At 69.3% G+C, this 22,113-nt stretch carries 20 protein-coding genes and 1 pseudogene; 12 read left to right on the top strand and 9 right to left on the bottom strand.

Annotated elements, in window-relative coordinates:
• Positions 1-7 precede the first annotated feature (7 nt).
• Genes HWX09_RS23680 through HWX09_RS23670 form a run of 3 tightly spaced genes read left to right on the top strand, consistent with a single transcriptional unit; the run spans position 8 to position 4,086 of the window.
• Positions 8-2,815 (top strand): DUF802 domain-containing protein, encoded by a 2,808-nt coding sequence (locus HWX09_RS23680; RefSeq protein WP_027782368.1) that lies wholly within the window; start codon positions 8-10, stop codon positions 2,813-2,815.
• 3 nt (positions 2,816-2,818) lie between these two features.
• Complete coding sequence (locus HWX09_RS23675; protein ID WP_027782369.1) at positions 2,819-3,463, top strand: OmpA family protein; 645 nt, start codon at positions 2,819-2,821, stop codon at positions 3,461-3,463.
• Positions 3,460-4,086: a DUF2894 domain-containing protein gene (locus HWX09_RS23670; RefSeq protein ID WP_027782370.1), complete on the top strand. Its 627-nt coding sequence runs from the start codon at positions 3,460-3,462 to the stop codon at positions 4,084-4,086. Before HWX09_RS23675 ends, HWX09_RS23670 begins: the two co-directional genes overlap by 4 nt.
• A 15-nt stretch (positions 4,087-4,101) precedes the next feature.
• Here HWX09_RS23670 and HWX09_RS23665 read toward each other — a convergent pair whose 3' ends face one another.
• From HWX09_RS23665 to HWX09_RS23645, 5 genes are all read right to left on the bottom strand, one after another.
• On the bottom strand, positions 4,102-4,689 hold the full coding sequence (locus HWX09_RS23665) for an NADPH-dependent FMN reductase (protein WP_027782371.1): 588 nt from the start codon (positions 4,687-4,689) through the stop codon (positions 4,102-4,104).
• 54 nt (positions 4,690-4,743) lie between these two features.
• Positions 4,744-5,334: a hypothetical protein gene (locus HWX09_RS23660; RefSeq protein WP_027782372.1), complete on the bottom strand. Its 591-nt coding sequence runs from the start codon at positions 5,332-5,334 to the stop codon at positions 4,744-4,746.
• A gap of 105 nt (positions 5,335-5,439) precedes the next feature.
• Positions 5,440-5,664, bottom strand: a complete 225-nt coding sequence (locus tag HWX09_RS23655; RefSeq protein ID WP_143751648.1) for a hypothetical protein — start codon at positions 5,662-5,664, stop codon at positions 5,440-5,442.
• A 248-nt stretch (positions 5,665-5,912) separates the two neighbouring features.
• Positions 5,913-7,196, bottom strand: a complete 1,284-nt coding sequence (locus tag HWX09_RS23650) for an isoprenylcysteine carboxylmethyltransferase family protein (RefSeq protein WP_027782373.1) — start codon at positions 7,194-7,196, stop codon at positions 5,913-5,915.
• 127 nt (positions 7,197-7,323) lie between these two features.
• Positions 7,324-8,640 (bottom strand): collagen-like triple helix repeat-containing protein, encoded by a 1,317-nt coding sequence (locus tag HWX09_RS23645; RefSeq protein WP_027782374.1) that lies wholly within the window; start codon positions 8,638-8,640, stop codon positions 7,324-7,326.
• Here HWX09_RS23645 and HWX09_RS23640 point away from each other — a divergent pair.
• Both HWX09_RS23640 and HWX09_RS23635 read left to right on the top strand, forming a co-directional pair.
• Positions 8,624-9,424 (top strand): hypothetical protein, encoded by an 801-nt coding sequence (locus HWX09_RS23640; protein WP_244135818.1) that lies wholly within the window; start codon positions 8,624-8,626, stop codon positions 9,422-9,424. The two genes, HWX09_RS23645 and HWX09_RS23640, sit on opposite strands and share 17 nt — an antisense overlap.
• Positions 9,425-9,687: 263 nt before the next feature.
• Positions 9,688-10,086, top strand: coding sequence for a carboxymuconolactone decarboxylase family protein (locus HWX09_RS23635; protein WP_027782376.1), 399 nt, complete (start codon positions 9,688-9,690; stop codon positions 10,084-10,086).
• 56 nt (positions 10,087-10,142) lie between these two features.
• On the opposite strand, the gene HWX09_RS23630 is transcribed toward HWX09_RS23635, so the two are convergent.
• Genes HWX09_RS23630 through HWX09_RS23620 form a run of 3 tightly spaced genes read right to left on the bottom strand, consistent with a single transcriptional unit; the run spans position 10,143 to position 13,640 of the window.
• Complete coding sequence (locus HWX09_RS23630; RefSeq protein ID WP_027782377.1) at positions 10,143-11,126, bottom strand: alpha/beta hydrolase; 984 nt, start codon at positions 11,124-11,126, stop codon at positions 10,143-10,145.
• Between the two features lie 7 nt (positions 11,127-11,133).
• The gene (locus HWX09_RS23625; RefSeq protein ID WP_027782378.1) at positions 11,134-12,717 is read right to left on the bottom strand and encodes an NAD(P)/FAD-dependent oxidoreductase; all 1,584 of its coding nucleotides are present in this window, start codon (positions 12,715-12,717) and stop codon (positions 11,134-11,136) included.
• Entirely contained in the window at positions 12,714-13,640 is a 927-nt protein-coding gene (locus HWX09_RS23620; RefSeq protein ID WP_027782379.1) for an SDR family NAD(P)-dependent oxidoreductase, read from the bottom strand. The genes HWX09_RS23625 and HWX09_RS23620 overlap by 4 nt, the downstream gene beginning before the upstream one ends.
• A gap of 103 nt (positions 13,641-13,743) precedes the next feature.
• Here HWX09_RS23620 and HWX09_RS23615 point away from each other — a divergent pair, with 103 nt between their 5' ends.
• The 3 genes from HWX09_RS23615 (at position 13,744) to HWX09_RS23605 (ending at position 15,079) form a co-directional block, all read left to right on the top strand.
• The gene (locus HWX09_RS23615; RefSeq protein WP_230469067.1) at positions 13,744-14,388 is read left to right on the top strand and encodes a TetR/AcrR family transcriptional regulator; all 645 of its coding nucleotides are present in this window, start codon (positions 13,744-13,746) and stop codon (positions 14,386-14,388) included.
• Between the two features lie 92 nt (positions 14,389-14,480).
• Entirely contained in the window at positions 14,481-14,753 is a 273-nt protein-coding gene (locus tag HWX09_RS23610) for a type II toxin-antitoxin system Phd/YefM family antitoxin (protein WP_027782381.1), read from the top strand.
• Positions 14,750-15,079 carry a type II toxin-antitoxin system RelE/ParE family toxin gene (locus tag HWX09_RS23605; RefSeq protein ID WP_027782382.1) on the top strand — a complete coding sequence of 110 codons (330 nt, stop codon included), beginning with the start codon at positions 14,750-14,752 and terminating at the stop codon, positions 15,077-15,079. Before HWX09_RS23610 ends, HWX09_RS23605 begins: the two co-directional genes overlap by 4 nt.
• A gap of 31 nt (positions 15,080-15,110) precedes the next feature.
• Here the strand turns inward: HWX09_RS23605 and HWX09_RS23600 are convergent, their stop codons facing one another.
• Positions 15,111-16,052, bottom strand: a complete 942-nt coding sequence (locus tag HWX09_RS23600) for a LysR family transcriptional regulator (RefSeq protein WP_027782383.1) — start codon at positions 16,050-16,052, stop codon at positions 15,111-15,113.
• Positions 16,053-16,178: 126 nt separating this feature from the next.
• Between HWX09_RS23600 and HWX09_RS23595 the strand changes: the two genes are divergently transcribed.
• From HWX09_RS23595 to HWX09_RS23580, 4 genes and pseudogenes are all read left to right on the top strand, one after another.
• On the top strand, positions 16,179-16,823 hold the full coding sequence (locus tag HWX09_RS23595; protein ID WP_027782384.1) for a glutathione S-transferase: 645 nt from the start codon (positions 16,179-16,181) through the stop codon (positions 16,821-16,823).
• Positions 16,824-16,857: 34 nt separating this feature from the next.
• Entirely contained in the window at positions 16,858-18,921 is a 2,064-nt protein-coding gene (locus HWX09_RS23590) for a pyridoxamine 5'-phosphate oxidase family protein (protein ID WP_027782385.1), read from the top strand.
• A gap of 120 nt (positions 18,922-19,041) precedes the next feature.
• Positions 19,042-19,245 (top strand): annotated as a pseudogene (locus HWX09_RS34005) (DUF2970 domain-containing protein).
• Positions 19,246-19,870: 625 nt separating this feature from the next.
• A complete protein-coding gene (locus tag HWX09_RS23580; RefSeq protein WP_027782386.1) occupies positions 19,871-22,102 on the top strand; it encodes a TonB-dependent siderophore receptor in 2,232 nt (743 codons plus the stop codon).
• Positions 22,103-22,113: the final 11 nt, after the last annotated feature.

Genomic DNA, 22,113 nt, shown 5'->3' with positions numbered 1-22,113 from the left:
ACACGCTATGTCCAGAATTCGCCTTGATCTCGTTGTCTTCGTCGCCGGTCTGCTCGCAGTGGGCTGGATCGGTGCCGGCTATGTCGCGTCGAACCCGCTGGCGGCGGCCGTCACGCTGCTGATCGGCGCGTGCTACGTCGCCGGCGCATGGGAGCTGCTGCGCTACCGGCAGGCGACCGCCACGCTGTCGCGCGCGGTTGGCGGCCTGACCGAGCCGCCCGCGAAGCTCGACACGTGGCTCGATACGCTGCATCCGGGCCTGCGCGGCGCGGTGCGCGCACGGGTCGAAGGCGCGCGCGTCGCGCTGCCGGGCCCGGCGCTCACGCCTTACCTCGTCGGCCTGCTGGTGCTGCTCGGCATGCTCGGCACGCTGCTCGGGATGGTCGTCACGCTGAAGGGCACGGGCGCCGCGCTCGAGAGCGCGACCGATCTCGATGCGCTCCGCGCGTCGCTGATCGCGCCGGTGAAGGGGCTCGGGTTCGCGTTCGGCACGTCGATCGCCGGTGTCGCGACGTCCGCGATGCTCGGCCTGCTGTCCGCGCTCGTGCGCCGCGAGCGGATCGATGCGGCCCAGCAGCTCGACGCGAAGATCGCGACGACGCTGCGCGTGCATTCTTCCGCGCACCAGCGCGACGAATCGTTCCGACTGCTGCAGCGCCAGGCCGACGTGATGCCGGCGCTGGTCGACCGGCTGCAGACGATGATGACGACGCTCGAGGCGCGCAGCGTCGCGTTGCACGATCGCCAGCTCGACAGTCAGCAGGCGTTTTTCGATCGGACCGAGCGGGCGTACGCGGGCCTTGCGTCGAACGTCGGCGACGCGCTGAAGGAAAGCGCCGCCGAAAGCGCGCGCGTGGCCGGTGCGGCGCTGCAGCCGGTCGTCGCCGCGACGATGACGGGGCTCGCGCAGGAGATGGCCGCGCTGCGCGACACCGTGACGGGCGCGGTGCAGCGTCAGCTCGACGGGCTGACGGACGGCTTCGAGAAGACCACCGCCAACGTGACGGCCGTGTGGAACCGCGCGCTCGACGAACAGCGCCGCGAGGGCGACGCCGTCGCGCAGCAGTTGCAGACGACGCTCGGCCAGTTCACCGAGACGTTCGCGCAGCGTTCGTCGGATCTGCTCGACGGCGTCGCGACGCGCCTCGAATCGACCGAAGGCCGCCTGTCGGACGCGTGGCGCGATGCGCTCTCGCGCCAGGAGCAGGTCGGCGAGACGCTGGCCGGCCAGCATGCGTGCGCGCTGGGCGAAGCCGCCGCGACGTTCGAACGCCATTCGAGTGCGACGCTCGCCGCGATGCGCGAATCGCACGCCGGTTTGCAGACGCAACTGGCGGCCCGCGACGAAGAACGCTTGTCGGCGTGGAACGATTCGCTCGCCGCGATGGCTGCGAAGCTCGGCGAAGAATGGCAGCGCGCGGGCGTGCATAGCGCCGGCCGCCAGCAGGAAATCTGCGATGCCTTGGCGCAAACGACGCGCGACCTTACCGCACAGGCTTCGACGTTCGAGCAACGCTCGAACGAATTGCTGTCGACGATCCGCGATTCGCACACCGGCCTGCAATCGCAACTGGCGGCCCGCGACGAAGAACGTCTGGCGGCGTGGAACGACTCGCTGGCCGCGATGGCTGCGAAGCTCGGCGAAGAATGGCAGCGTGCAGGCGTGCACAGCGCCGGCCGCCAGCAGGAAATCTGCGACGCCCTCGCGCAAACGACGCGCGACCTCACCGCCCAAGCTTCGATGTTCGAACAACGCGCGAACGATCTGCTGTCGACGATTCGCGATTCGCACACCGGTCTGCAAACGCAGCTGGCTGCGCGCGACGAAGAGCGTCTGTCGGCATGGAACGGTTCGCTGACCGCGATGGCCGCGAAGCTCGGCGAAGAATGGCAGCGCGCGGGCGTGCACAGCGCCGGCCGCCAGCAGGAAGTCTGCGACGCATTGGCGCAAACGACGCGCGATCTCGCCGCACAGGCGTCGACGTTCGAACAGCGCTCGAACGATCTGCTGACGACGATCCGCGAGTCGCACGCCGGCCTGCAATCGCAACTGGCCGCACGCGACGAAGCCCGCCTGTCCGCCTGGAACGATTCGCTCGCGGCGATGGCGGCCGCGCTGCGCGACGAATGGGCGCAGACGAGCGCGCAGGCCGCCGCGCGCCAGCAGGACATCTGCGACACGCTGGCCCGCACCGCGAACGACATCACCGCGCAGGCGCAGGTTCACGCGAGCGACACGATCAACGAAATCGCGCGTCTCGTGCAGGCCGCGTCGGAGGCGCCGAAGGCTGCGGCCGACGTCGTCGCCGAGCTGCGCCAGCGCCTGTCCGACAGCATGGTGCGCGACACCGCGACGCTGGAGGAACGCAGCCGCCTGCTCGCGACGCTGGAGACGCTGCTCGGCGCGGTCAATCACGCGTCGACGGAACAGCGCGCCGCGATCGACGCGCTCGTCAGCGCGTCGGCCGATCTGCTCGACCGCGTCGGCGCGCGCTTCAACGATACCGTCGACACCGAGACGCGCAAGCTCGATTCGGTGGCCGCGCAGGTCACGGCCGGCGCCGTCGAAGTGGCGAGCCTCGGCGACGCGTTCGGGATGGCCGTGCAGGTGTTCGGCGAATCGAACGACAAGTTGCTGACCCATCTGCAGCGCATCGAGGCCGCGCTCGAGAAATCGCTCGCGCGCAGCGACGAACAGCTCGAGTACTACGTCGCGCAGGCGCGCGAAGTGATCGACCTGAGCGTGATGTCGCAGAAGCAGATCGTCGAAGACCTGCAGCAGCTCGCCGGCCGGCGGGCGCCCGTCGGAGCGTAACGCATGCACGACGAAATCGACGGCGGCGCGCAATCGGCGCCGGTGTGGCCCGCGTTCGCCGACCTGATGTCGGTGCTGCTCGGCGCGTTCGTGCTGATCCTCGTCGGCGTGATCGGCATGCAGCTTCAGCTCACGTCGAAGCTCGAGGAAGCGGTGCGTGCGCGCCAGCTCGAGGCGCAGCAGCGCAAGTCGCTCGAACAGGCGCTCGCCGGGCCGCTCGCGGCCGGCCGCGTGACGCTCGTGAACGGGCGCATCGGGATCAGCGGCAGCGTGCTGTTCGCGCTGAACTCCGACCAGTTGCAGCCCGCGGGCCGCGACCTGCTGAAGACGCTGGCCAGCCCGCTGGCCACGTACCTGAAGACGCGCGACGAGATCCTGATGATCAGCGGCTTCGCGGACGACCAGCAGGTGCACGCCGGCAACCGCCTGTTCGCGGACAACTGGGAACTGTCGGCCAAGCGCGCGTTGACGGTCACGCGCGCGCTGATCGATGCCGGCGTGCCTGCGTCGTCGGTGTTCGCGGCCGCGTTCGGTTCCGAACAGCCGGTCAGCTCGAATGCGGACGATGAAGGCCGCGCGAAGAACCGCCGCGTGGAAATCGCGCCGGTGCCGCGCAAATCGGCGTCGAACGGAGGAAAGGCAAAGTGACGGGCGACGCGACGCACGTGCGCGCGACGCTCGACGCGTGGCGCGAGCAGGGCGCCGATCGGCTCGATCCCGTGCGCTTTCACCGGATCGACGCGCTCGAACGGCGCGCGGCCGTGCTCGACGGCGCCGCACGCGCGCTGCTCGACGCGCGGCTGGCGACGCTGATCGAAGGCTTTGCGGAGGTCGTCGCGCGCGCCGATGACGCCGATACCACGCGCGACACGGTGGAAGCCACGGCGGGTGCGCCCGCGCGCGGCGCGCTTGCCGCGCTCGTCGAAGGGCTCGCGCGCGATGCGCAGGCCGATCGGCGCGGTCTCGATCCCGAACTGGTCGACTACTTCCGCACGATGTGGTCGAAAGTCCGCACGGAACAGCAATACCGCCAGTCGCTCGACCAGGTGCCGCGCAACGCGGGGCCGCTCAATTCGAACAGCCTCGTGCACCGCTCGCTCGCGACGATGCGCGAGCTGTCGCCAGACTATCTGCAGCAGTTCCTGTCGTACGTCGATGCGCTCGCATGGCTCGAGGATCTCGCCGGCGGCGGTGCGCAGCCCGAGAAGGAAGCGCCGCGCGCGAAGGCGGCCCGGCCCGCGAAGAAGGCGACGCGCGCGAAGGCGCGATAACGCCACGCCGTGCGCTCAGGCGTGCGGGTTGCCGAGCGCCGGCGCCGGATCGTCGATCGCCGTGCGCAGCGCGTGCAATGCTTCGACGAGCGCCGACGAGAACGGTGGATACGCGGCGATGCCCGCCGCGTCGAGCCGGCTCCCGAGGATCGGCAGCGCGATCGATGCGGGCTCGACGATGCGCGCCGACATCACCGACAGCGTTTCGCGCAGCGCCGCGTCCGCATGCGTCGCGCGCGGCGACGCGTTCAACACGGCCACGGGCTTGTACACGACGGCCTCGCATCCCACGACCCAATCCAGCGCGTTCTTCATCACGCCGGTTACGCCGTGCGCGTATTCCGGGCTGGCGATCAGCACGCCGTCGGCTGCGTTCAGGCGGTCGATCAGATCGCGCACCGCGGCGGGCGTCGGGTATTCGGCATCGGGATTGAACAGCGGGAATTCGCCGAGACGATCGAAGCGTGCGATGCGCATGCCGCGCGGGGCGACGAGCGCGGCCGCATCGAGGAGCGCCGCGTTGTACGACTGCGCGCGGAGGCTGCCGCACAGCGCGACGATGTCGAGTGGGCGGGTGACATCGGTTCGGGGATCGATGGTCATCGAAGGGCGTTTCGATTGGCGGGTTGAACTGGCGCGTCGCGCGGGTTCGACGGATTATCGCATCGGCGTGCGGGCCGCATCGCTCATTCCGGCCGCACGCGCGAATTCACCGATTCCCCACCCGCTGCCGAGCAACAGCCGCCGCGTATGCAGCGCACCGTGCACGTCGTCGGCAACGGTTTCGCCGAGATAACGCAGCGCACGGCCTTCGACATCGACGAAGCCATGCCGGTAATCCTGCGCGAGCGCCGTCCACAACCGCGCGGCGCCGACCGACTGGCGCGCGCCGCTGATCAGGCACAGGCCAGCGTCGAGTCCCCAGCGGTACAGCATCGTCGCGAGACCCTGGCGTTGTGCCGAGCCGCGCAGCCGCGTATGCGGTGCGCGCAGGTAGCGGTCGGCGCGACGCGGGATTTCGGGCAGGCGGTTGAACACCGTATAACCGGCGAGCTGGCGCGCGGCCGGCTCCTCGACATACAGGAAGTATTCGCCGTCCGCTTCGCGATGGCGGACGATCAGGCCCGAGCGGCCGAGCGCGACGGCCGGCAGCCCGTACAGGCGATGGCCCGGCTGGTGGAGGCGTTCATAAAGGGTGTCGAGTTCGTCGTCGATGTCGTGCTGGGAATGCTGTACGTCGATACGCATGGCAAAAGCCGCCCGTCCCGGGCGGTTCGGGAAAGAGGTTCATCGCAAAAGGGAACGGAAGCGGGTGCGGCCCCCGGGCTCGGCGAAGCGAGCCGGGGCCGCGAATCAGCTGGGGATGTGCTGGAAACCGGCGGCGATCGCGGCGAGGCCCGCGATGCAGAGTGCGAACAGGATCAGGACTTTGTGGATCACGCCTCTTTCCTCATGAATGCGCGGCGCCGGCGGGCGGCGTCGCGGAGACGGTGAGCGGCGGGCACGGCCCGCACGGCCGTCGTGCGGGACGACGGTCGGGTGTCCGGCGACGGATCGGACGCGGACGGCCAGCACCATACGCGACGCGTCGGAGGCAGGCAATCGGACTGACGGAGAACGGCGACGAAAAGCGCGGAATCGCGGTGTTTCGCGACAATTGGCCGCATGGGACGGGTCGAAACGTCAGGAAGTCCATGCGCAAGCGCGTCGTCAAGCGCCGGAAGGCGTTGGCGGAAAGGTGTCGTCGCGGGTGCGACGCCCGCGACAGGCAGGTCGACACCCACGCGAGGACCGGAGCGGCATGAATGGCCGCTCCGCTCGCTCCGTCACACCGCCTGCCGAGCGCCGAACGCCTGCCGGATCCGCGCGAACAACCCGTGTTGCGCGATCCATTCGGCATACGCGCGATAGTCGGGATCGCGCATCAGGTGACGCTCTTCCGTCTTCGCACGCGTGTAGTAAATCAGGTTGACCGCGACGAGCCCCGCGCAGTGCATGAGCCCGATCTGCCAGCCGAGCGGCTCGACGAACGGCACCGACACCATCCAGTACGACAGGTTCTTCGTGATGTAGGCCGGATGCTTCGTGAGGCGATACGGGCCCGACGTGATGATCCCGCGGTGGGTGAGGTTCGAGAACCGCAGCCCGAACGAGATCGTGCACAGCGCGTAGGTCAGCAGCAGCAGGATGATCGTCGCGCCCCAGATCACGCGCAGCGTCGGCGCCGACAGCAGCCAGTTGTCCCAGAACACCGAGCCTTCGTAGCGGATGTAGTTGTTCGAGATCAGCGACCAGAACGGCTGATAGCAGATCAATGCAGCCACCCAGCCGAGCGTCGTCGGCTCGACGGTGCGCACGTGGCTGTCGAGGATGCGGAACGTGCACAGGTATCCGACGGTGCCGAACATCAGGTCCATCGTGAACGACAGGTCGTACATGAACACGAAGGTCGCGATCGTCATCGGCGCATGCATCGCGTTCGCGAGCGACGCGCTCAGGTGATCGGCGTCCTTCGACAGGTAGACGGTCATCAGCGGCAGGAAGAACGCCTTCACGCCCCAGCCGGCCAGCATTTCGCGCACCGGCTTCCAGCTCGCGGGCTGCTCGCGGCGGAACAGGAAGAGGCCCCACAGCAGGTACGCGTCGTCCGTCTCGCGCTGGTGGCGGTCCATCCACGCGAAGTAGAACGGCGCGGCGACGATCACGTACGGCGCGAGCGAGCGCAGCAGCGACCAGAACGGCAGGTAGAACGCGCCGTGGTATTCGGGCAGCAGCCAGTAGAGGAGGCCGATGCCCGCATAGATCGACGTCAGCGCGCCGAGCCGTGTCGCCACGCGCGCGATGCCGAGCGGCCGGACGGCCTGCCGCGACAGCCCCGCGCTCGGGCGCAGGTAGACACGCGAGATGAAGAGCTCGTGCAGCGCGATCGTGCCGATGATCGCGAGGCTCGCGATGACCGCGCGGGTGGCCGCGTCGAGGGCCGGGTGGTCGCGCGTGATCCACAGCGCGAAGAGTCCAGCCGTGATGCCGAGCAGGCCGGCGCGCAAGGGCGTGGCGGAGCGGGGTGGGCGGTCCGGGGCAGCGACGACGCCGTCGAGCGTGGAATTCATGATCGGATCCTCGTGGGGATGAGGGCCGGCGCCCCCGCTTGGCGGGTGGCGCCGGCCGTCGGCCGGGCTGTTTATGGATGCGCGCCCGGCCATTGGCCTGTCGTTCTGATACGTGATGCGTTGAAGCTTACTTCTTGGTGCCGCCGCCCAGCAGACCGCCGAGCAGGTTGGTCACCGGCGACAGCAGGTTGCCGGTGCCGCCTGCGGTGGCGCCGCCCGTGCTGCCGGTCAGGCCGGTCACCACGGAGCCGCTGCCGCTCGGCGTCGTCACGGTGCCGGCCGCGCCGCCGGGGCTGACCGTGCCGGTGGCGCCGGCCGAGCCGGCCGGCGTTCCCAGCGCACCCGTGAGCGTGCCGACCGGGCCGCTCGTCAGCAACCCGCCGAGCGTGCCGGACAGGTTGCCGCCCGGCGTCGTGACGGTGCCGGTGAGGCTCGCGCCGAGCGGCGTCAGCGAGTTGACGAGGTTGGTGACCGGCGCCAGCAGGCCGCCGAGGCCCGCGCCACCGGTGCCGCTGGTGCCTCCGGTCCCGCTCGTTCCGCCCGTGCCGCTGGTGCCGCTCGAACCGATGCCGCCGAGTGCGCCCGTCACCGTCCCGAGCAGGCCGGTGATCGGCGCGAGCGGGCCGCCGCTGGTGCCGCTCGTTCCGCTGGTGCCGCCCGAACCGCTCGAGCTGCCGCCGCCGAGACCACCCGTCAACGTGCCGAGCAGGCCCGTGATCGGGGCGAGCGGATTGCTGCCGCCCGTGCCGCTGCTGGAACTGCCCGCGTTGTTGGCGTTGACGAGGCCACCCGTCGACGTCACCGTGTTGCCGAGTTGCCCCACGACGCCGCCGAGGCCCGTGCCGACCGGGTTGTCGGTCGCGCCGCCGACCTTCGTGCCCGCGAGCGCGAGGCCGCTGCCGAGCGTGCCCAGCAGGCCGTTCAGCGGCGTGCCGAGCAGCGTCGCGCCACCGAGCGTCTGCGTGACGCCCGGCGTCGTGGCGCCGCCGGTCAGCGTGTTCGTGATCGGGTTGATCACCTTGCCGAGCTGCGTTTCGAGCTGCTGGACCGGCGAGCTGTTCAGCGCCGTGTTCAGCGCCGATGCGGTCGAATTGACCGCGGTGCCGACCGTGTTGACGAGGCTGCCGACCAGGGTCGTCGCCGGCGCGAGCGGCGACAGCGGACCGGTGCCGAGGCTCGTCACCGCATTGCCGAGGTTGTTGACCGCACCGCCGGCGCCGGTCAGCAGGCCGGTGGTCGACGTCAGCGTCGGTCCGAGCGGGTTCGCCGACACGCCGATCGAGCCGAGGCCGGCCGCGACGCCGTTGCCGAGCGATTGCACGCCGCTGCCGAGGCTGCCGACAGCGTTGCCGATGCTGGTGGCCGTGGTCGGGTTCGTGCCGGGAATCTGCACGCCGCCGATCTGAGCGCCGCCGTTCACGACCGTCGTGCCGAGCGCCGTCACGAGGTTGCCGGATTTCTGCAGGACATTGCCCAGGGGGGTGACGCTGGTGCCGGAGGTGCCCGAGGTACCCGAGGTGCTGCCGGACGTACTGCCGGAGGTGCTGCCCGACGTGCTGCCGGAGGTGCTGCCCGACGTGCTGCCGGAGGTGCTGCCCGACGTGCTGCCGGAGGTGCTGCCCGACGTGCTGCCCGACGTGCTGCCGGAGGTGCTGCCCGACGTGCTGCCGGAGGTGCTGCCCGACGTGCTGCCGGAGGTGCTGCCGGAGGTACTGCCGGAGGTACTGCCGGAGGTACTGCCGGAGGTACTGCCGGACGTGCTGCCGGAGGTACTGCCGGAGGTGCTGCCGGAGGTGCTGCCGGACGTACTGCCCGACGTACTGCCCGACGTACTGCCGGAGGTGCTGCCCGACGTGCTGCCGGACGTGCTGCCGGAGGTACTGCCGGAGGTGCTGCCGGAGGTACTGCCAGACGTACTACCCGACGTGCTGCCCGACGTACCAGATGTACCCGACGACCCCGAACTACCGCTGCCCGAAGTACCCGAAGTCCCCGAACTACCGCCCGTCCCCGACGTGCTCGGCTTGATCGTCGGCGGGGTCGTCGGTCCATCGACCGAGCCGCAGCCGTACAGCGCGAGGAGTGACGAGACGGCCATCGTTACCGTCGTCTTCTTGAAGAAAGTGTGCATGTTGGCCTCGACATTGGAAGTGTGTCCAAGCCTTCACTGCAAATTCCGCGCCATGACAGGTTTCGCGAAACGATGTCGCGATTTGTTGCGGAAATAGGGAATATCGATGCGATTTAAACGGAGGAATGGCGGTTTCGCGCGGCAGGCGCGCGCGGTGCGTGAACGTCCCGGCTGCGATGTTCCCGTAAGGCGCCGTAACGCGCGGCCGGATGTTACGTAGCGTTCGGCCGTCCGCGACGCGAACGGCTGCGAACCGAGCGCCGCATCTTTGACGAAACCCCGCCGCGCGCATGAACATGGCAGGACATCTCTCGGCTGCCGGCGACGCCGAAGCGGCCCCGACCCAACCAGGACATGGACATGAGCGAACAGGACAGGGAATACGGCAAGGCGCGGCGGATCGACGTGATGGGCGAGGCGTTCGTCGAGCGCGCGATGCGCGACCTCGACGGATTCTCGCGTCCGCTGCAGGACTGGCTGAACGAACATGCGTGGGGCAGCACGTGGCAGCGCGGCGGGATCGACCTGAAGACGCGCAGCCTGTGCACGTGCGCGATGCTGGCGGCGCTCGGCCGCGGCACGGAGCTGAAGGGGCATATTCGCGGCGCGCTCAACAACGGCGCGAGCCTCGTCGAGATCCGCGAGGTCTTGCTGCACAGCGCGCTGTACGCCGGCGCGCCGGCCGCGGTCGAGGCATTCCGCAGCGCGCGCGAGGTGCTCTCGGATCTCGGCTTGTCGATCCCCGACGACGAAGCCTGATTCCGTCGCGGCGCCGGCTGCCCGGCACGGAATCAGGCCCGGCTCATTGCCGCGATCTACGCGATGCGTACTGGCTGCGCGGCGACGTCGACCGGCGCGGCGGCGATTTCGAGCAGCCAGTCGGCCGTCGCTTCGGGAATCGTGACCGGCAGCATGTGCCCGCCCTCGACGACCTTCAGCCGCACGCGCGCCGATTTCTTCGCGAGCGCGTCGCCGTGCTCGCGCCAGTTCAGGATCGGATCGGCGCGCCCGTACAGCACGTCGACCGGCAGCGCGAGCTCCGCATAGCGCCGCTCCATCGCGGGCAGGTCGACGGGCGCCGACAGCAGGTCCGTCGCCGTCGCGTAGAACACGTGCGGGCGCATCCCGAGCAGGCCGCCGCCCTTGACCGGGAAGTCGCGCGGCACGTCCTCCGGCGCGAACACCTGACGCACGGCCTTGCGGCCCGTCAGGATCGTCAGCGGGATCGCGAAGGTCCACGACACGAAACGGCGCACGAGCGGCGACGGCAGCATCAGCGGCTTGAACGGCGCGGGCGGTTCGGTCTGCTCGTGCGACAGCGGCGCGATCAGCGCGAGCCGGCTCACGCGGTCCGCATGGTTGAGGCCGACCGCGAGCGCGATCGCGCCGCCGAGCGAGTGGCCGACCAGCACCGGCTTGTCGAGCTTCAGCGCGTCGATGAATGCGGCGACCGTGCGAGCCTGCGCGAACACGTTCGCCTGCGAGGCCGCGCCGCGCAGCGAGCGGCCGGCTCCCGGTCGGTCGAGCAGGATCACGCGATGCCGCTGCGCGAGCCGTGTGAGCGGCAGGTACGCGAAATTGCGCCATTGCCCCGCGAGCCCGTGGACGAACACGATCGGCGGGCCATTGCCGTATTCGACGTAGTGGATGCGGTCGCCGTCGATGTCGACGATGCGCCCTTCGGGCGGAAACGCGCGCGTCACGCGACGGGCCACGTAACCGGAAAACAGCGCGAGCGCGGCGAGCACCGCGACGACGCCGAGCAGCACGTTCTGGATCAGATGGAGCACAGGAGTCATGTCGGCCTCAGCGGGTTTCGAGTGCGGGTTCGGCAGCCGGCGCGGTGGCGGCCGGGCCGGTTTTGGCGCGGCGCTCGAAATGCATCGCGGAATCGGCGAGCGCGCTGAACTTCAGCGACGCGAGATCGAGCACGTAGTTCTGGTGGAATTTCCACGGCTTGCGGTGCCCCTGCTTCGGCAGGATGCCGGCCGCGCGCTGGATGTAACCCGAACTCAGGTTGACGGCCGGCACGTCGCCGAGATCGCCGGCGCCGAGCCGCGGCACGCACGTGTCGTACCCGTTTGCGCGCATGTGATTGAGCAGCCGGCACACGTAGCGCGCGATCAGCTCGGCTTTCAGCGTCCACGACGCATTCGTGTAGCCGAACGACGACGCGAGGTTCGGCACGTCGCTGTACATCATCCCCTTGTACGACACCGTCTCCGGCAAATCGACCGCGCGGCCGTCGACCGTGACCCGCGCACCGCCGAGCATCTTAACCTTCAGCCCAGTCGCGGTGACGATCACGTCCGCGTCGAGCTGCTGGCCGCTCTTCAACTTGAGGCCGGTCGGCGTGAAGCGCTCGATCTCGTCGGTGACGATCGAGGCACGGCCCGCGCGAATCGCCTTGAACAGGTCGCCGTTCGGCACGAGGCACACGCGCTGGTCCCACGGCATGTAGCGCGGCGTCAGGTGCTTCGCGACGTCGAAGTCGGGGCCGAGCTGCCTGCTGGCCGCGCGGATGATGAATTGCTTCGTCCGGTCGGGCTTGCGGCGCGACACGTTGTACAGGTACATCGTCAGCAGGACGTTCTTCACGCGTACCAGCCGGTGCGCGAGCCGCGACGGCAGCACGCGGCGCAGCGCATTCGCGATCTTGTCTCGCGCGGGCAGCGACACGATGTAGGTCGGCGAGCGCTGCAGCATCGTCACGTGCCGCGCATCGGCCGCCATCGACGGCACGAGCGTGACGGCCGTCGCGCCGCTGCCGATCACGACCACGCGCCGGTTCGCGTACGACAGATCCTTCGGCCAGTGCTGCGGATGCACGAGCTGGCCCTCGAACGTGTCCATGCCTGCCCAGTCGGGCAGATAGCCGGCGTCGTAGTCGTAGTAGCCGCTGCACATGAACAGGAAGCGGCAGGTGTAGACGAGCGTGTCAGTCGCGCCGTTTTGCGTGCGTTCGATGCGCACCGTCCAGCGCGCGCGGTTCGAATCCCAGTCGGCCGCGACGACCTTCTGGCCGTAGCGGATCGTCTCGTCGATGCCGTAGGTGCGCGCGGTGTCGCGGATGTAGTCGAGGATCGTCTGCCCGTCGGAGATCGCCTTGTCGCTGTGCCACGGCCGGAAGCTGTAGCCGAGCGTGAACATGTCGGAATCCGAACGAACGCCCGGATAGCGGAACAGGTCCCAGGTGCCGCCGATCGCGTCGCGCGCCTCGACGATCGCCACGCTCGCATGCGGGCAGCGCTGCTTCAGGTGATACGCGGCGCCGATGCCGGACAGGCCGGCGCCGACGATCAGCACGTCGAGGTCGTTGCCATCACCATGGTCGCGGCGAGCGCTGGGGGCGGGCGGCGCGTCGCGCCGGTCGGTCGTCGTCGAGCTCATGCGGGGTCCTTGGTCGGCGTGGTGGGGCGCGCGGCCGGGGCGTGGGCGCGTTCTCCCACGGGGACTTCCTTCGGGCGAAGGTTGCGTTCGCGGGCGCGGCGCACGTGGCGCAGCATCAGCCACTGGTAACCGGCGCCGAGCAGCCGCGCGATCCTGTCGAGCCGGCGCGCGTCGGCGCCGACCAGCACGCGGCGCGCATTGCGCTCGATGCCCGCGAGGATCTGCCGGGCGGCCTCGTCGGCCGTCGTCGCGTTGATCAGGCGGTTGGCCTGGCGGCGATGGGTCGCTTCGTCCTGCCCCGTCAGTGCGTGGATGCTGGTATCGACGCGGCCCGCGTCGACGATGTTCGTCGCGACGCCGCCCGGATGCACGCAGGTCGCGCTCACCGGCGCGCCGTCGAGTTCGAGTTCCATCCGCAGCGCCTCGGTGAAGCCGCGCACCGCGAACTTGGTCGCGTTGTACGCGCTTTGCGTCGGCATCGCGACGAGCCCGAACAGGCTCGACGTGTTGACCACGTGGCCGTCGCCCGACGCGCGCAGATGCGGCAGGAACGCCTGCGTGCCGTGCACGACGCCCCAGAAATTGATGCCGACGATCCATTCGAGATCGGCGATGCGCGCGGTTTCGGCGCTGGCGGCCAGCGACACGCCCGCGTTGTTGAAGATCAGGTTGACCTTGCCGTGTTCGGCGCGGACGAAGTCGGCCCACGCGAACACGGCGTCGCGGTCGGCGACGTCGAGCCGGCGCGTGCTCACGCGTACGCCGTGCCACGTACACGCGGCCGCCGTGCCGGCGAGACCGGCATCGTTGACGTCGGCGAGCGCGACCTCGCAGCCGCGCCGTGCGAGCTCGACCGCGAGGCTGCGGCCCATGCCCGAACCGGCGCCCGTGATCGCGGCGACCTTGCCGGAAAACCCCTTCATCCGTCGTTCCTCCCGTTCCGCTTGCGCTGTATCGGCGGCGCGTCTATTGTGGTGTTTGTCGTCACCACTTTAGTTTTCGGGTGTCCTGATGTCAAATAGCGGAATGGAGAAAGCACTCGAAACGGAAAAAAGAGGCCGGTCGTATGGCGGCGTGGCGCCCGAGGTACGGGCCGCCGAGCGGCGCGACGCATTGATCCGCGCGGCGACGCGCGTGTTCGGCACGGTGGGTTTTCGCAAGGCGACCGTCCGGTCGATCTGCCAGGAAGCGAAGCTGAACGATCGCTATTTCTATGCGGCGTTCGACAGCACCGAGGATCTGTTGCGCTGCACCTATCTGCATCACGCGCAGCAACTACATGACGCGGTCGCGCAGGCAGTCGCCGCGCGCGGCGGCGAGCTGCGCGAACGCGTTGACGCGGGGCTCGCCGCGTTCTTCGCGTTTCTGCGCGACCCGTGCGCGGCGCGGGTGTTGCTGCTCGAGGTGATGGGCGTGAGTGCGGATACCGACATGACGTATCAGCGCATGCTGATCGACTTCGGCAAGCTGATCATGGCGATCGGCGTGCCGCGCGAGCCCGTGACGCCGGCGGAGCGCACCGAGCAGCGGCTGATCGGGCTCGCGCTGGTGGGCGCGATGACGAACGTCGGCGCCGCATGGCTGCTCACCGAATACCGCGATCCGGAGGCGCAGGTGGTCGCGAGTTGCAGGAAGGTGCTGCTGGGGACGTTGGGGGAAGCGGGCGGGTAAGGACGTCGGGAGCGGTCGACTATCCCATCTCGCGCGAGACTGAATTCAGACTATAATCAGTCTCATCCGGTGTCTGGCAAAGGACGCGTTCCATGAAATTCTCGACTCAAGTCAAGCCGATCAGCTATCTCAAGAGCCACGCGGCCGAGATCGTCAAGGACATCTCGGAGAGCCGCGAGCCGATGCTCATCACCCAGAACGGCGAGGCGAAGCTCGTGGTCATGGACGTCAAGTCGTATGAGGAGCATGAAGAGACACTCGCGCTGCTGAAGCTGCTTGCGCTGGGCAATCGCGAGATCGACCAGGGGCACTTTCGTCCCGTCGAGGAGGTCTTTGCCGACCTCGACAAGGACGACGATCAATGACGTTACGCGTTGTCGTTCTTCGCTCCGCGGAAGAAGATTTGAAGGCGTTGAAGCGTTATCTTCTGTCGAACTTCGGCTCGGAAACCTGGCAAGTCAGCTATCGCCAGATCAAGGACGCCATCGCGTCGATCCGTGCTTTTCCGGCTCAGGGCAGGATTCCCGACGAGCTGGCGCATATCGACCTCAGTCAGTATCGCGAAGTCGTTGCGGGAATGAATCGCATCATTTACGACGTGCGCGGCGACACGATCCATGTGCATATCGTGTGTGATACGCGCCGGGATCTGAAGTCGTTGCTGATGAGACGGCTCATGCAGGCGTATTGAGCGCCGACCTTCGCGTTTCTTCATTTTTCCGCTAGTTCGAACGTGAGCGCCTCGTCGTGGGCGCGACCGGCGTTTGCCCGAGCCGCGCCTTCATCGCATCGATGAACGCCCGCACCTTCGGCGACGGCAGCCGTGTGGACGGATACACCGCATGGATCCCGGCCGGCGCGGTGCGCCAACCGGGCAGCAGCCGCACGAGCCGGCCGGCCGCGACGTCGTCCGCGGTCGAGAAATCCGTCAGTAGCCCGAAACCGCCGCCCGCGAGCACGATCGCGCGGCAGGCGGTCGCGGTGTTCGACACCACCGGCGCGACGCAGCGCACCGACGCATGGCCGCCGCGCGCGTCGTCGAGTTCGAGCGTATGCGGGCGCGGCAGCGACGACAACATCACGAACGGCAGCGCGGCGAGCGCCTCCGGATCGCGGGGCAACCCGTGTCGCGCGACGAACGCCGGGCTGGCGACCAGCCATTTCTCGTAGGTGCCGAGCTGCACCGCGCGATGGTTCGAATCGGCGAGGCGGCCGATGCGGATCGCGACGTCGAGGTTGTCCGCGACGAGATCGACGACGCGGTCGTTCGCGACGAGTTCGACGGCGAGCGCCGGATGCCGGTCGCGCAGCGCGACGACGGCCGGCGCGACGACCAGTGCGCCATAGTCGATCGGCACGCTCACGCGCAGCGTGCCGCGCAGCGGCCCGGCGTCGGACGACACCGCGTCGAGCGCGGCTTCGGTGGCGCGCACGATGTCGCGGCACGCGTCGTAGAACACGCGCCCGGCATCGGTTACGCTCAGCCGCCGCGTCGTGCGTACCAGCAGGTTCGCGCCGACCTCCGATTCGAGGCGCTGCATGTGCGTGCTGACGACCGTCTTCGCGAGGCCGAGCCGCTCGGCCGCGGCCGTCAGCGAGCCGGCCTCGACCACCGCGACGAAGATCGCCAGCCGGTTCAGGTTCACGTCGCGCAGATCGGCCATCGTCGATTGTCCTATGGAAGCGGATAATGTTTCCTCGATTATCCGTCTTCTGGCGACGAACGGCGAGCGCTACGCTGGAGCCGTTCGTCGCCGATCCCCGGCGGCGCGAGCTTCCGGAGTGTTTCCATGTCTGTCGCCAGCAAGCCTGCTTCGCCGATCCGCGTTTATTCGTTCCTGTTGTCCGGGCACGCGCACCGTGTCCGGCTGTTTCTGTCGCTGCTCGGGCTGCCGTCCAGGACCATCGACGTCGATCTCGCGGCCGGCGCGCAGCGCGAACCGGCGTTTCTCGCGCTCAATCCGCTCGGGCAGGTGCCGGTGATCGACGACGGCGGCACCGTGATCGCCGACTCGAACGCGATCCTCGTGTACCTCGCGAAGCGCTACGGCGACGCGCACTGGCTGCCCGACGATCCGGTCGGCGCGGCCGTCGTGCAGCGCTGGCTGTCGTACGCGGCCGGCCCGATCGCATCCGGCCCGGCCGCCGCACGGCTCGTGACCGTGTTCGGCGCACAGCTCGACCCGGAAGCGGCCAAGCGCACGGCCGCGAAGGTGCTCGACGTGATCGATCGCGAGCTGGCCGGCAAGCCGTTCGCGGCCGGCGCGCAGCCGACGATCGCGGACATCGCCGCGTACACGTACATCGCGCACGCACCGGAAGGCGGTGTGTCGCTCGAACCGTATCCGCACGTGCGCGCGTGGCTGGCGCGTATCGAGGCGTTGCCGGGCTTCGTCGCGATGCCGACGACGCGCGCGGGCCTGCTCGCCGCTTGACGCTCACGGCCACCGCGCCTGTCAGGAGAACGCAATGAATGCGCCGAGCACCGTCGTACCGGGCTGGGAACTCGACACCGCGCCGTTTCACGCGGGCGAGCTTGCCGTGCAGCAGCGCGCAGGCGTGATGGACGCGGCGGGCGCGGCCGGCCGGCGCGGCATCCGGCGTTTCATGCCGGACCAGCACCGGACTTTTTTCGCGCAACTGCCGTTCTTCGTGCTCGGCGGCGTCGATGCGCACGGCCAGCCATGGGCGACGCTGCGGGCCGGTGCGCCGGGTTTCGTCACGTCGCCGGACGCCCGCACGCTGCGCATCGCGGCGCGCGCGCTGCCGGGCGACCCGCTGGCCGGCACGTGGCAGGCGGGCGCGCCGTTCGGCGGGCTCGGGATCGAATTCGATACGCGGCGGCGCAATCGCGTGAACGGCGTCGTGCGCGCGGCGGGCGGTGATGCGCTGACGATCGCGGTCGAGCAGAGCTTCGGCAATTGCGCGAAATACATCCAGGGCCGCAAGCCGACCTTCGTCGCACGGGACGTCGACGCATCCGTCGCGCCCGACGTGTCCGACGCGCTGAGCGACGCGGACCGCGCACTGCTCGCGCAGGCCGATACGTTCTTCGTCGCGAGTGCCAACACGTCGCCCGACGCGGGCGCGGCGCGCGGCGCGGACGTGTCGCATCGCGGCGGGATGCCGGGCTTCGTGCGCGTCGACGATGCACGCACGCTGACGACGCCCGATTTCAGCGGCAACCGGTTCTTCAATACGCTCGGCAACCTGCAGCACGATCCGCGCGCGGGGCTGCTGTTCGTCGATTTCGACAGCGGCGATGTGCTGTATGTCGCCGCGCACGCGGAGATCGTGTGGGACGGGCCGGTCGTCGCGTCGTTCGACGGCGCGCAGCGCGTCGTGCGCTTTCATGTGCGGGAAGTGCGGCGCGTGCGGGCGGTGCTGCCGTTCCGGTGGTCGGCGGTCGAGCGCGCACCGCAATTCGCGGCGATGGCAGCGTCGTCGGGCGGCGCGGCGGCAACGGCCGGACCCGTGCCGTCCGCGGCCGCGCCGGCATCGGCGCCCGCATGGCGGCCGCTGCGCATCGCGAAGATCGTCGACGAAGCGCGTGCGATCCGGTCGTTCCATTTCGAACCGGCGGATGGCGGCGCATTGCCTGCGTACGAAGCCGGTCAACACCTGACGTTGCGCATCGCGCTGCCGGGCAGCGACGCGCCGTCGATTCGCAGCTACACGCTGTCCGATGCACCGGGCAGCGCGCATTACCGGATCACCGTGAAGCGCGAGGGGCGTGTATCGGCGTGGCTGCACGATCATGCGCGGACGGGCATGGCGCTCGACGCGCAGATGCCGCGCGGCCGCTTCGCGTTCGATCTCGCGAGCCCGCGCCCGGCCGTGCTCGTGTCGGCCGGCATCGGCATCACGCCGATGGTCGCGATGCTGCGCCGGGCGCTGGCCGACGACACGCCATCGCGTCGTGTCGTGTTCGTGCACGGCGCACGCGAAGCAGCCGAGCGGCCGTTTGCCGCGGAACTGGCGCGCATCGCGGCCGCCGATGAGCGCCTGTCGCTTCACTGGTTCGACAGTCATCCTGAAGAAGGGACGGCAGCGCGGGCAGGCCGCATCGACATCGCGCAACTGAAGCGGATCCTGTCGTTCGACGACTACGACTTCTACCTGTGCGGGCCGGCGGCGTTCATGCGCGACCTGTACGACGGGCTGCGCGCGCTGAACGTGCCGGACGAGCGTATCCGTTTCGAGGCGTTCGGGCCGTCGAGCGTCTCGCGCAGTGCGACCCGCGCGGCTGCCGCGCCCACGGCGGCCAGCGTGCCGGTCGTATTCCGGCGCACGGGGCGCGAAGCCGCATGGACACCCGCCGACGGCACGCTGCTCGAATTCGCGGAAGGGCAGCGCGTGGCCGTGCCGTCCGAATGCCGCTCCGGTTCGTGCGGCACGTGCGCGACGCGCGTGCTGTCCGGTGCGCTCGACTACGAGCAGACGCCCGATGCGCCGGTCGCACCCGGCTGCGCGCTGCTGTGCGTCGCGCGGCCCGTGCAAGGGGCCACGGAGCCGCTCGTGCTCGACCGCTGACGCGCGTGCGACATGCGGCCGCGGCTGGCCTGCTGCGCGAAAAGCGCGCGCAACTGCTTCTTTTTTCGGATGCCGTCCGGCTCGACGATAGCGTCAACCGATTCGATAAAAGTGCCCATCATGAAACTGCTCGGCATGGTCCACCTGGTCCAGTGGAGTTTCTTTGGTGTGCGCAACAGCTAGGCGCACGCGACCGATCTCGCGAACGCCAACTTCACGCTGCTGCCGTTCGTGGCGATGCTGCTCGCGCTGCCGGTCGGCGCGGTCATTTACGGCGTCGTGCATCTGGTCGTCGATCCAACCGTGACGATGCAAGGGTTCTGAGCGAACGGCCGATGAACCGGTAGCGGGCCGCTATTTTCGCTCCGGTTCCACGCGTTCTGCCCGGAGCACCATGACGCCGGGGTCGGAGGCCAGCGCGCACGATGCGGATCGTGAGCGCATCGTTGCCGTTGTGGTTATCGCTGCCGCTGCCGTTGTCGCGCCGCCCGCGCCGCTTGTTCCCGTTCCCGCCTTCTCCGTTTCCCGTTGCGCCCGATTCCGCGGCCCTTCGCCCCGCCCGGGGTAAAATGCGCGCCACGCCGCGATGTCGCGCGCCGGGCAGGCCGCCGTTCCGATGAACGGCCGGCGCGCATGCCCGCCGCCTGCACCGGGGCGTTCGAAGCGTCCCCCGCATGACACGACCGTGCGAGGCAGCCGGCCGCACGACAGGCACCCGACGAACCCGTCGGCCGCTGCGTCGTTTCCGGCGCGTCCTCCGAATCCGATGTCCCATCCTGCGTTGTTCCGACCGGTCGGCCCGCTTGCACGCCGCATGGTCCGGTTCGTCCGATGAATATCGTGTCGACGCACGCGTGCGGTGACGAGCGCGGCAGCGTCCGCGGGCGTACGCTTCGCAGCTTCCAACGGGTTTCGACAGGGTCGAGTGGCGAGTTTTCCTTCCAGAACGATGACGGTGAATAGAACAACAGCGGCGCCCGCACGGCGGCGGCGCGCGAAGGTCGGGCTCGGTGTCGGCCTCGGCGTCACGCTTTTCGCGGCGCAGGCCGCGGCGGCACCGGGCGACACGCCCGCACCGGGCGCAGACGCGACCGGCAACGCGACGCTGCCCGCGATCACGGTGAGCGGTGAGCGCGGCCACCCGCTGCGGGCGCGCGAAGCGTCGGTCGCGGGGCTCGACGACGCGCCGCTGCGCGACACGCCGGCGTCGGTGAACGTCGTCACGCGCGCGCTGATCGACGATCAGCAGGCGAAGCGCTTGAGCGACGTCGTGCGCAACGATGCATCGGTCGTCAACGACTATGCGCCGGTCGGCTATTTCGAAGGCTTCGCGATTCGCGGCTTTCCGGTCGATCTCGCGAGCGCGATCCGGATCGACGGGCTGACGGTGTCCGGCGAGCAGAACGTGCCGCTCGAGAACAAGGAGCGCGTCGAGATCCTGAAAGGGCTGGCGGGCATCGACAGCGGCGTCGTCGCGCCGGGCGGCGTGATCAACTTCGTGACCAAGCGCTCGGCGAACGTCGCGAGCGTGACGGGCGGCGTCGACAGCCGCGGCTCGACGTCGGCGGCCGTCGATCTCGGCCGCCGCTTCGGTCCCGACCATCAGTTCGGGTTCCGGATCAATGCGGCGAAGGAGAACATGCACTCCTATATCGACGGCACGAACGGGCGGCGCACGTTCGGCTCGATCGCCGCCGACTGGGACATCGGTCCGCGCGCGAGCCTGCAGCTCAATGCCGAATTCCAGCAGTGGATCCAGCGTTCCGCGCCCGGTTATCAGTTGCTCGGCGGCACCGTCGTGCCGTCGGTCAAGACGACGTCGAAGGCGCTCGGCACGCAGCCGTGGGCGAAACCGGTGACGACCGATGCGCTGAACCTGAACGCGCGTTTCGACTATCAGTTCAACGACGACTGGAAGGCCTACGTCGCCGCCGGGCGCAGTCGCACGATGATCGACGACAACAGCGCGTTCGCGTACGGCTGCTCGTATGCGGCAAGCTGCGCGGCCGGCGCGACGTCGCCGTTCTTCTTCGGCGCGAACGGCGACTACGACGTATACGATTTCCGCAGCCCCGGCGAATACCGGCGCAACGACGATCTGCGCGCGGTCACGACCGGAAAGTTCGCGACGGGGCCGCTGCGGCACGAGCTGACGCTCGGCGTGAGCGTGCAGCGCCGCGTCGTGCACATGGCCGACGCGGTGTACGACTACGTGGGCAGCGAGAACGTCTACGGGCCCGACCTGACCTTCTCGCCGTCGCCGAATTCGCCCGGGCCGTCGTATCCGCGCCTCGACGCGTGGCAGTACGGCGTGTTCGGGCTCGACCGCATCAGCATCGGCGAACACTGGCAAGTGCTCGCGGGCGGCAAGGAAGTGCTGCTGCGCCAGCGCAGCTGGAGCAGCGCCGACGGCGACACGACGCATACCGACCGCTCGGTGTTCCTGCCGCAGGTCGCGCTCGTCTACAAGCCGGTGAACGTGCTGTCGCTGTATGCGTCGTACAGCAAGGCGCTGTCGCTCGGCGACCAGGCGCCCGTGCGCGCGACCAACGCGTATGCGTTCCTGCCGCCCGTCGAATCGCACCAGTTCGAGGTCGGCGCGAAATACGACTGGCTCGACCGATTGAGCCTCACGGCGGCCGTGTTCTCGATCAGCAAGCCGTTCCAGTTCGCCGACCCGGACGCGTCGGGCACGACCTACACGTTCGTGCAGCGCGGCACGCAGCGGCACCAGGGAATCGAGCTCGGCGCGGCCGGTCGCGTGACCGAGCGGCTGGGGTTGACGGCCAGCGTCGCGGCGATCCGCGCCCGCGCGGTCGATTCGGGCTCGCCGGCCTACGAAGGGCACCAGATCATCAACGTGCCCGCGCTGCGCGCGTCGCTGTATGCGGACTACGCGGTGCCGGGCGTCGCGGGCCTGAACGTGCTCGGCGGCGTGGAATACAGCGCGGCGCGCAACGCGAACGAGGAAGGCACCGCGCGCGTGCCGTCGTGGTTCGTGTTCAATCTTGGGGCGCGTTATACGACGAAGATCGGCGGCCATCGCACGGTGTTGCGCGTGTCGGTGGACAATCTGTTCAACAAGTTCTACTGGCGCGACGCAGGCGAGCAGCAGGGCGATGCGTACCTGTTCCCGGGTGCGCCGCGCACCGCGCGCGTGTCGTTGACCTATGATTTCTGACCGACCGGAAT

The sequence above is a fragment of the Burkholderia sp. BCC1208 genome (assembly GCF_902833095.1).
In the GTDB taxonomy this organism is placed as follows: Bacteria; Pseudomonadota; Gammaproteobacteria; order Burkholderiales; family Burkholderiaceae; genus Burkholderia.
The sequence above is the reverse complement of the archived record's forward strand: the minus strand, read 5'-3'. Positions and strand labels throughout refer to the sequence as shown.

Bases quoted from the DNA above. Each gene is read 5' to 3' on its own strand.
- HWX09_RS23625 (WP_027782378.1), bottom strand. From the start codon at position 12,717: ATGAGCTCGACGACGACCGACCGGCGCGACGCGCCGCCCGCCCCCAGC.
- HWX09_RS23635 (WP_027782376.1), top strand. From the start codon at position 9,688: ATGAGCGAACAGGACAGGGAATACGGCAAGGCGCGGCGGATCGACGTG.
- HWX09_RS23680 (WP_027782368.1), top strand. From the start codon at position 8: ATGTCCAGAATTCGCCTTGATCTCGTTGTCTTCGTCGCCGGTCTGCTC.
- HWX09_RS23595 (WP_027782384.1), top strand. From the start codon at position 16,179: ATGTCTGTCGCCAGCAAGCCTGCTTCGCCGATCCGCGTTTATTCGTTC.
- HWX09_RS23650 (WP_027782373.1), bottom strand. From the start codon at position 7,196: ATGAATTCCACGCTCGACGGCGTCGTCGCTGCCCCGGACCGCCCACCC.
- HWX09_RS23675 (WP_027782369.1), top strand. From the start codon at position 2,819: ATGCACGACGAAATCGACGGCGGCGCGCAATCGGCGCCGGTGTGGCCC.
- HWX09_RS23600 (WP_027782383.1), bottom strand. From the start codon at position 16,052: ATGGCCGATCTGCGCGACGTGAACCTGAACCGGCTGGCGATCTTCGTC.
- HWX09_RS23615 (WP_230469067.1), top strand. From the start codon at position 13,744: ATGGAGAAAGCACTCGAAACGGAAAAAAGAGGCCGGTCGTATGGCGGC.
- HWX09_RS23580 (WP_027782386.1), top strand. From the start codon at position 19,871: ATGACGGTGAATAGAACAACAGCGGCGCCCGCACGGCGGCGGCGCGCG.
- HWX09_RS23620 (WP_027782379.1), bottom strand. From the start codon at position 13,640: ATGAAGGGGTTTTCCGGCAAGGTCGCCGCGATCACGGGCGCCGGTTCG.
- HWX09_RS23655 (WP_143751648.1), bottom strand. From the start codon at position 5,664: ATGGTGCTGGCCGTCCGCGTCCGATCCGTCGCCGGACACCCGACCGTC.
- HWX09_RS23665 (WP_027782371.1), bottom strand. From the start codon at position 4,689: ATGACCATCGATCCCCGAACCGATGTCACCCGCCCACTCGACATCGTC.
- HWX09_RS23660 (WP_027782372.1), bottom strand. From the start codon at position 5,334: ATGCGTATCGACGTACAGCATTCCCAGCACGACATCGACGACGAACTC.
- HWX09_RS23610 (WP_027782381.1), top strand. From the start codon at position 14,481: ATGAAATTCTCGACTCAAGTCAAGCCGATCAGCTATCTCAAGAGCCAC.
- HWX09_RS23590 (WP_027782385.1), top strand. From the start codon at position 16,858: ATGAATGCGCCGAGCACCGTCGTACCGGGCTGGGAACTCGACACCGCG.
- HWX09_RS23630 (WP_027782377.1), bottom strand. From the start codon at position 11,126: ATGACTCCTGTGCTCCATCTGATCCAGAACGTGCTGCTCGGCGTCGTC.
- HWX09_RS23605 (WP_027782382.1), top strand. From the start codon at position 14,750: ATGACGTTACGCGTTGTCGTTCTTCGCTCCGCGGAAGAAGATTTGAAG.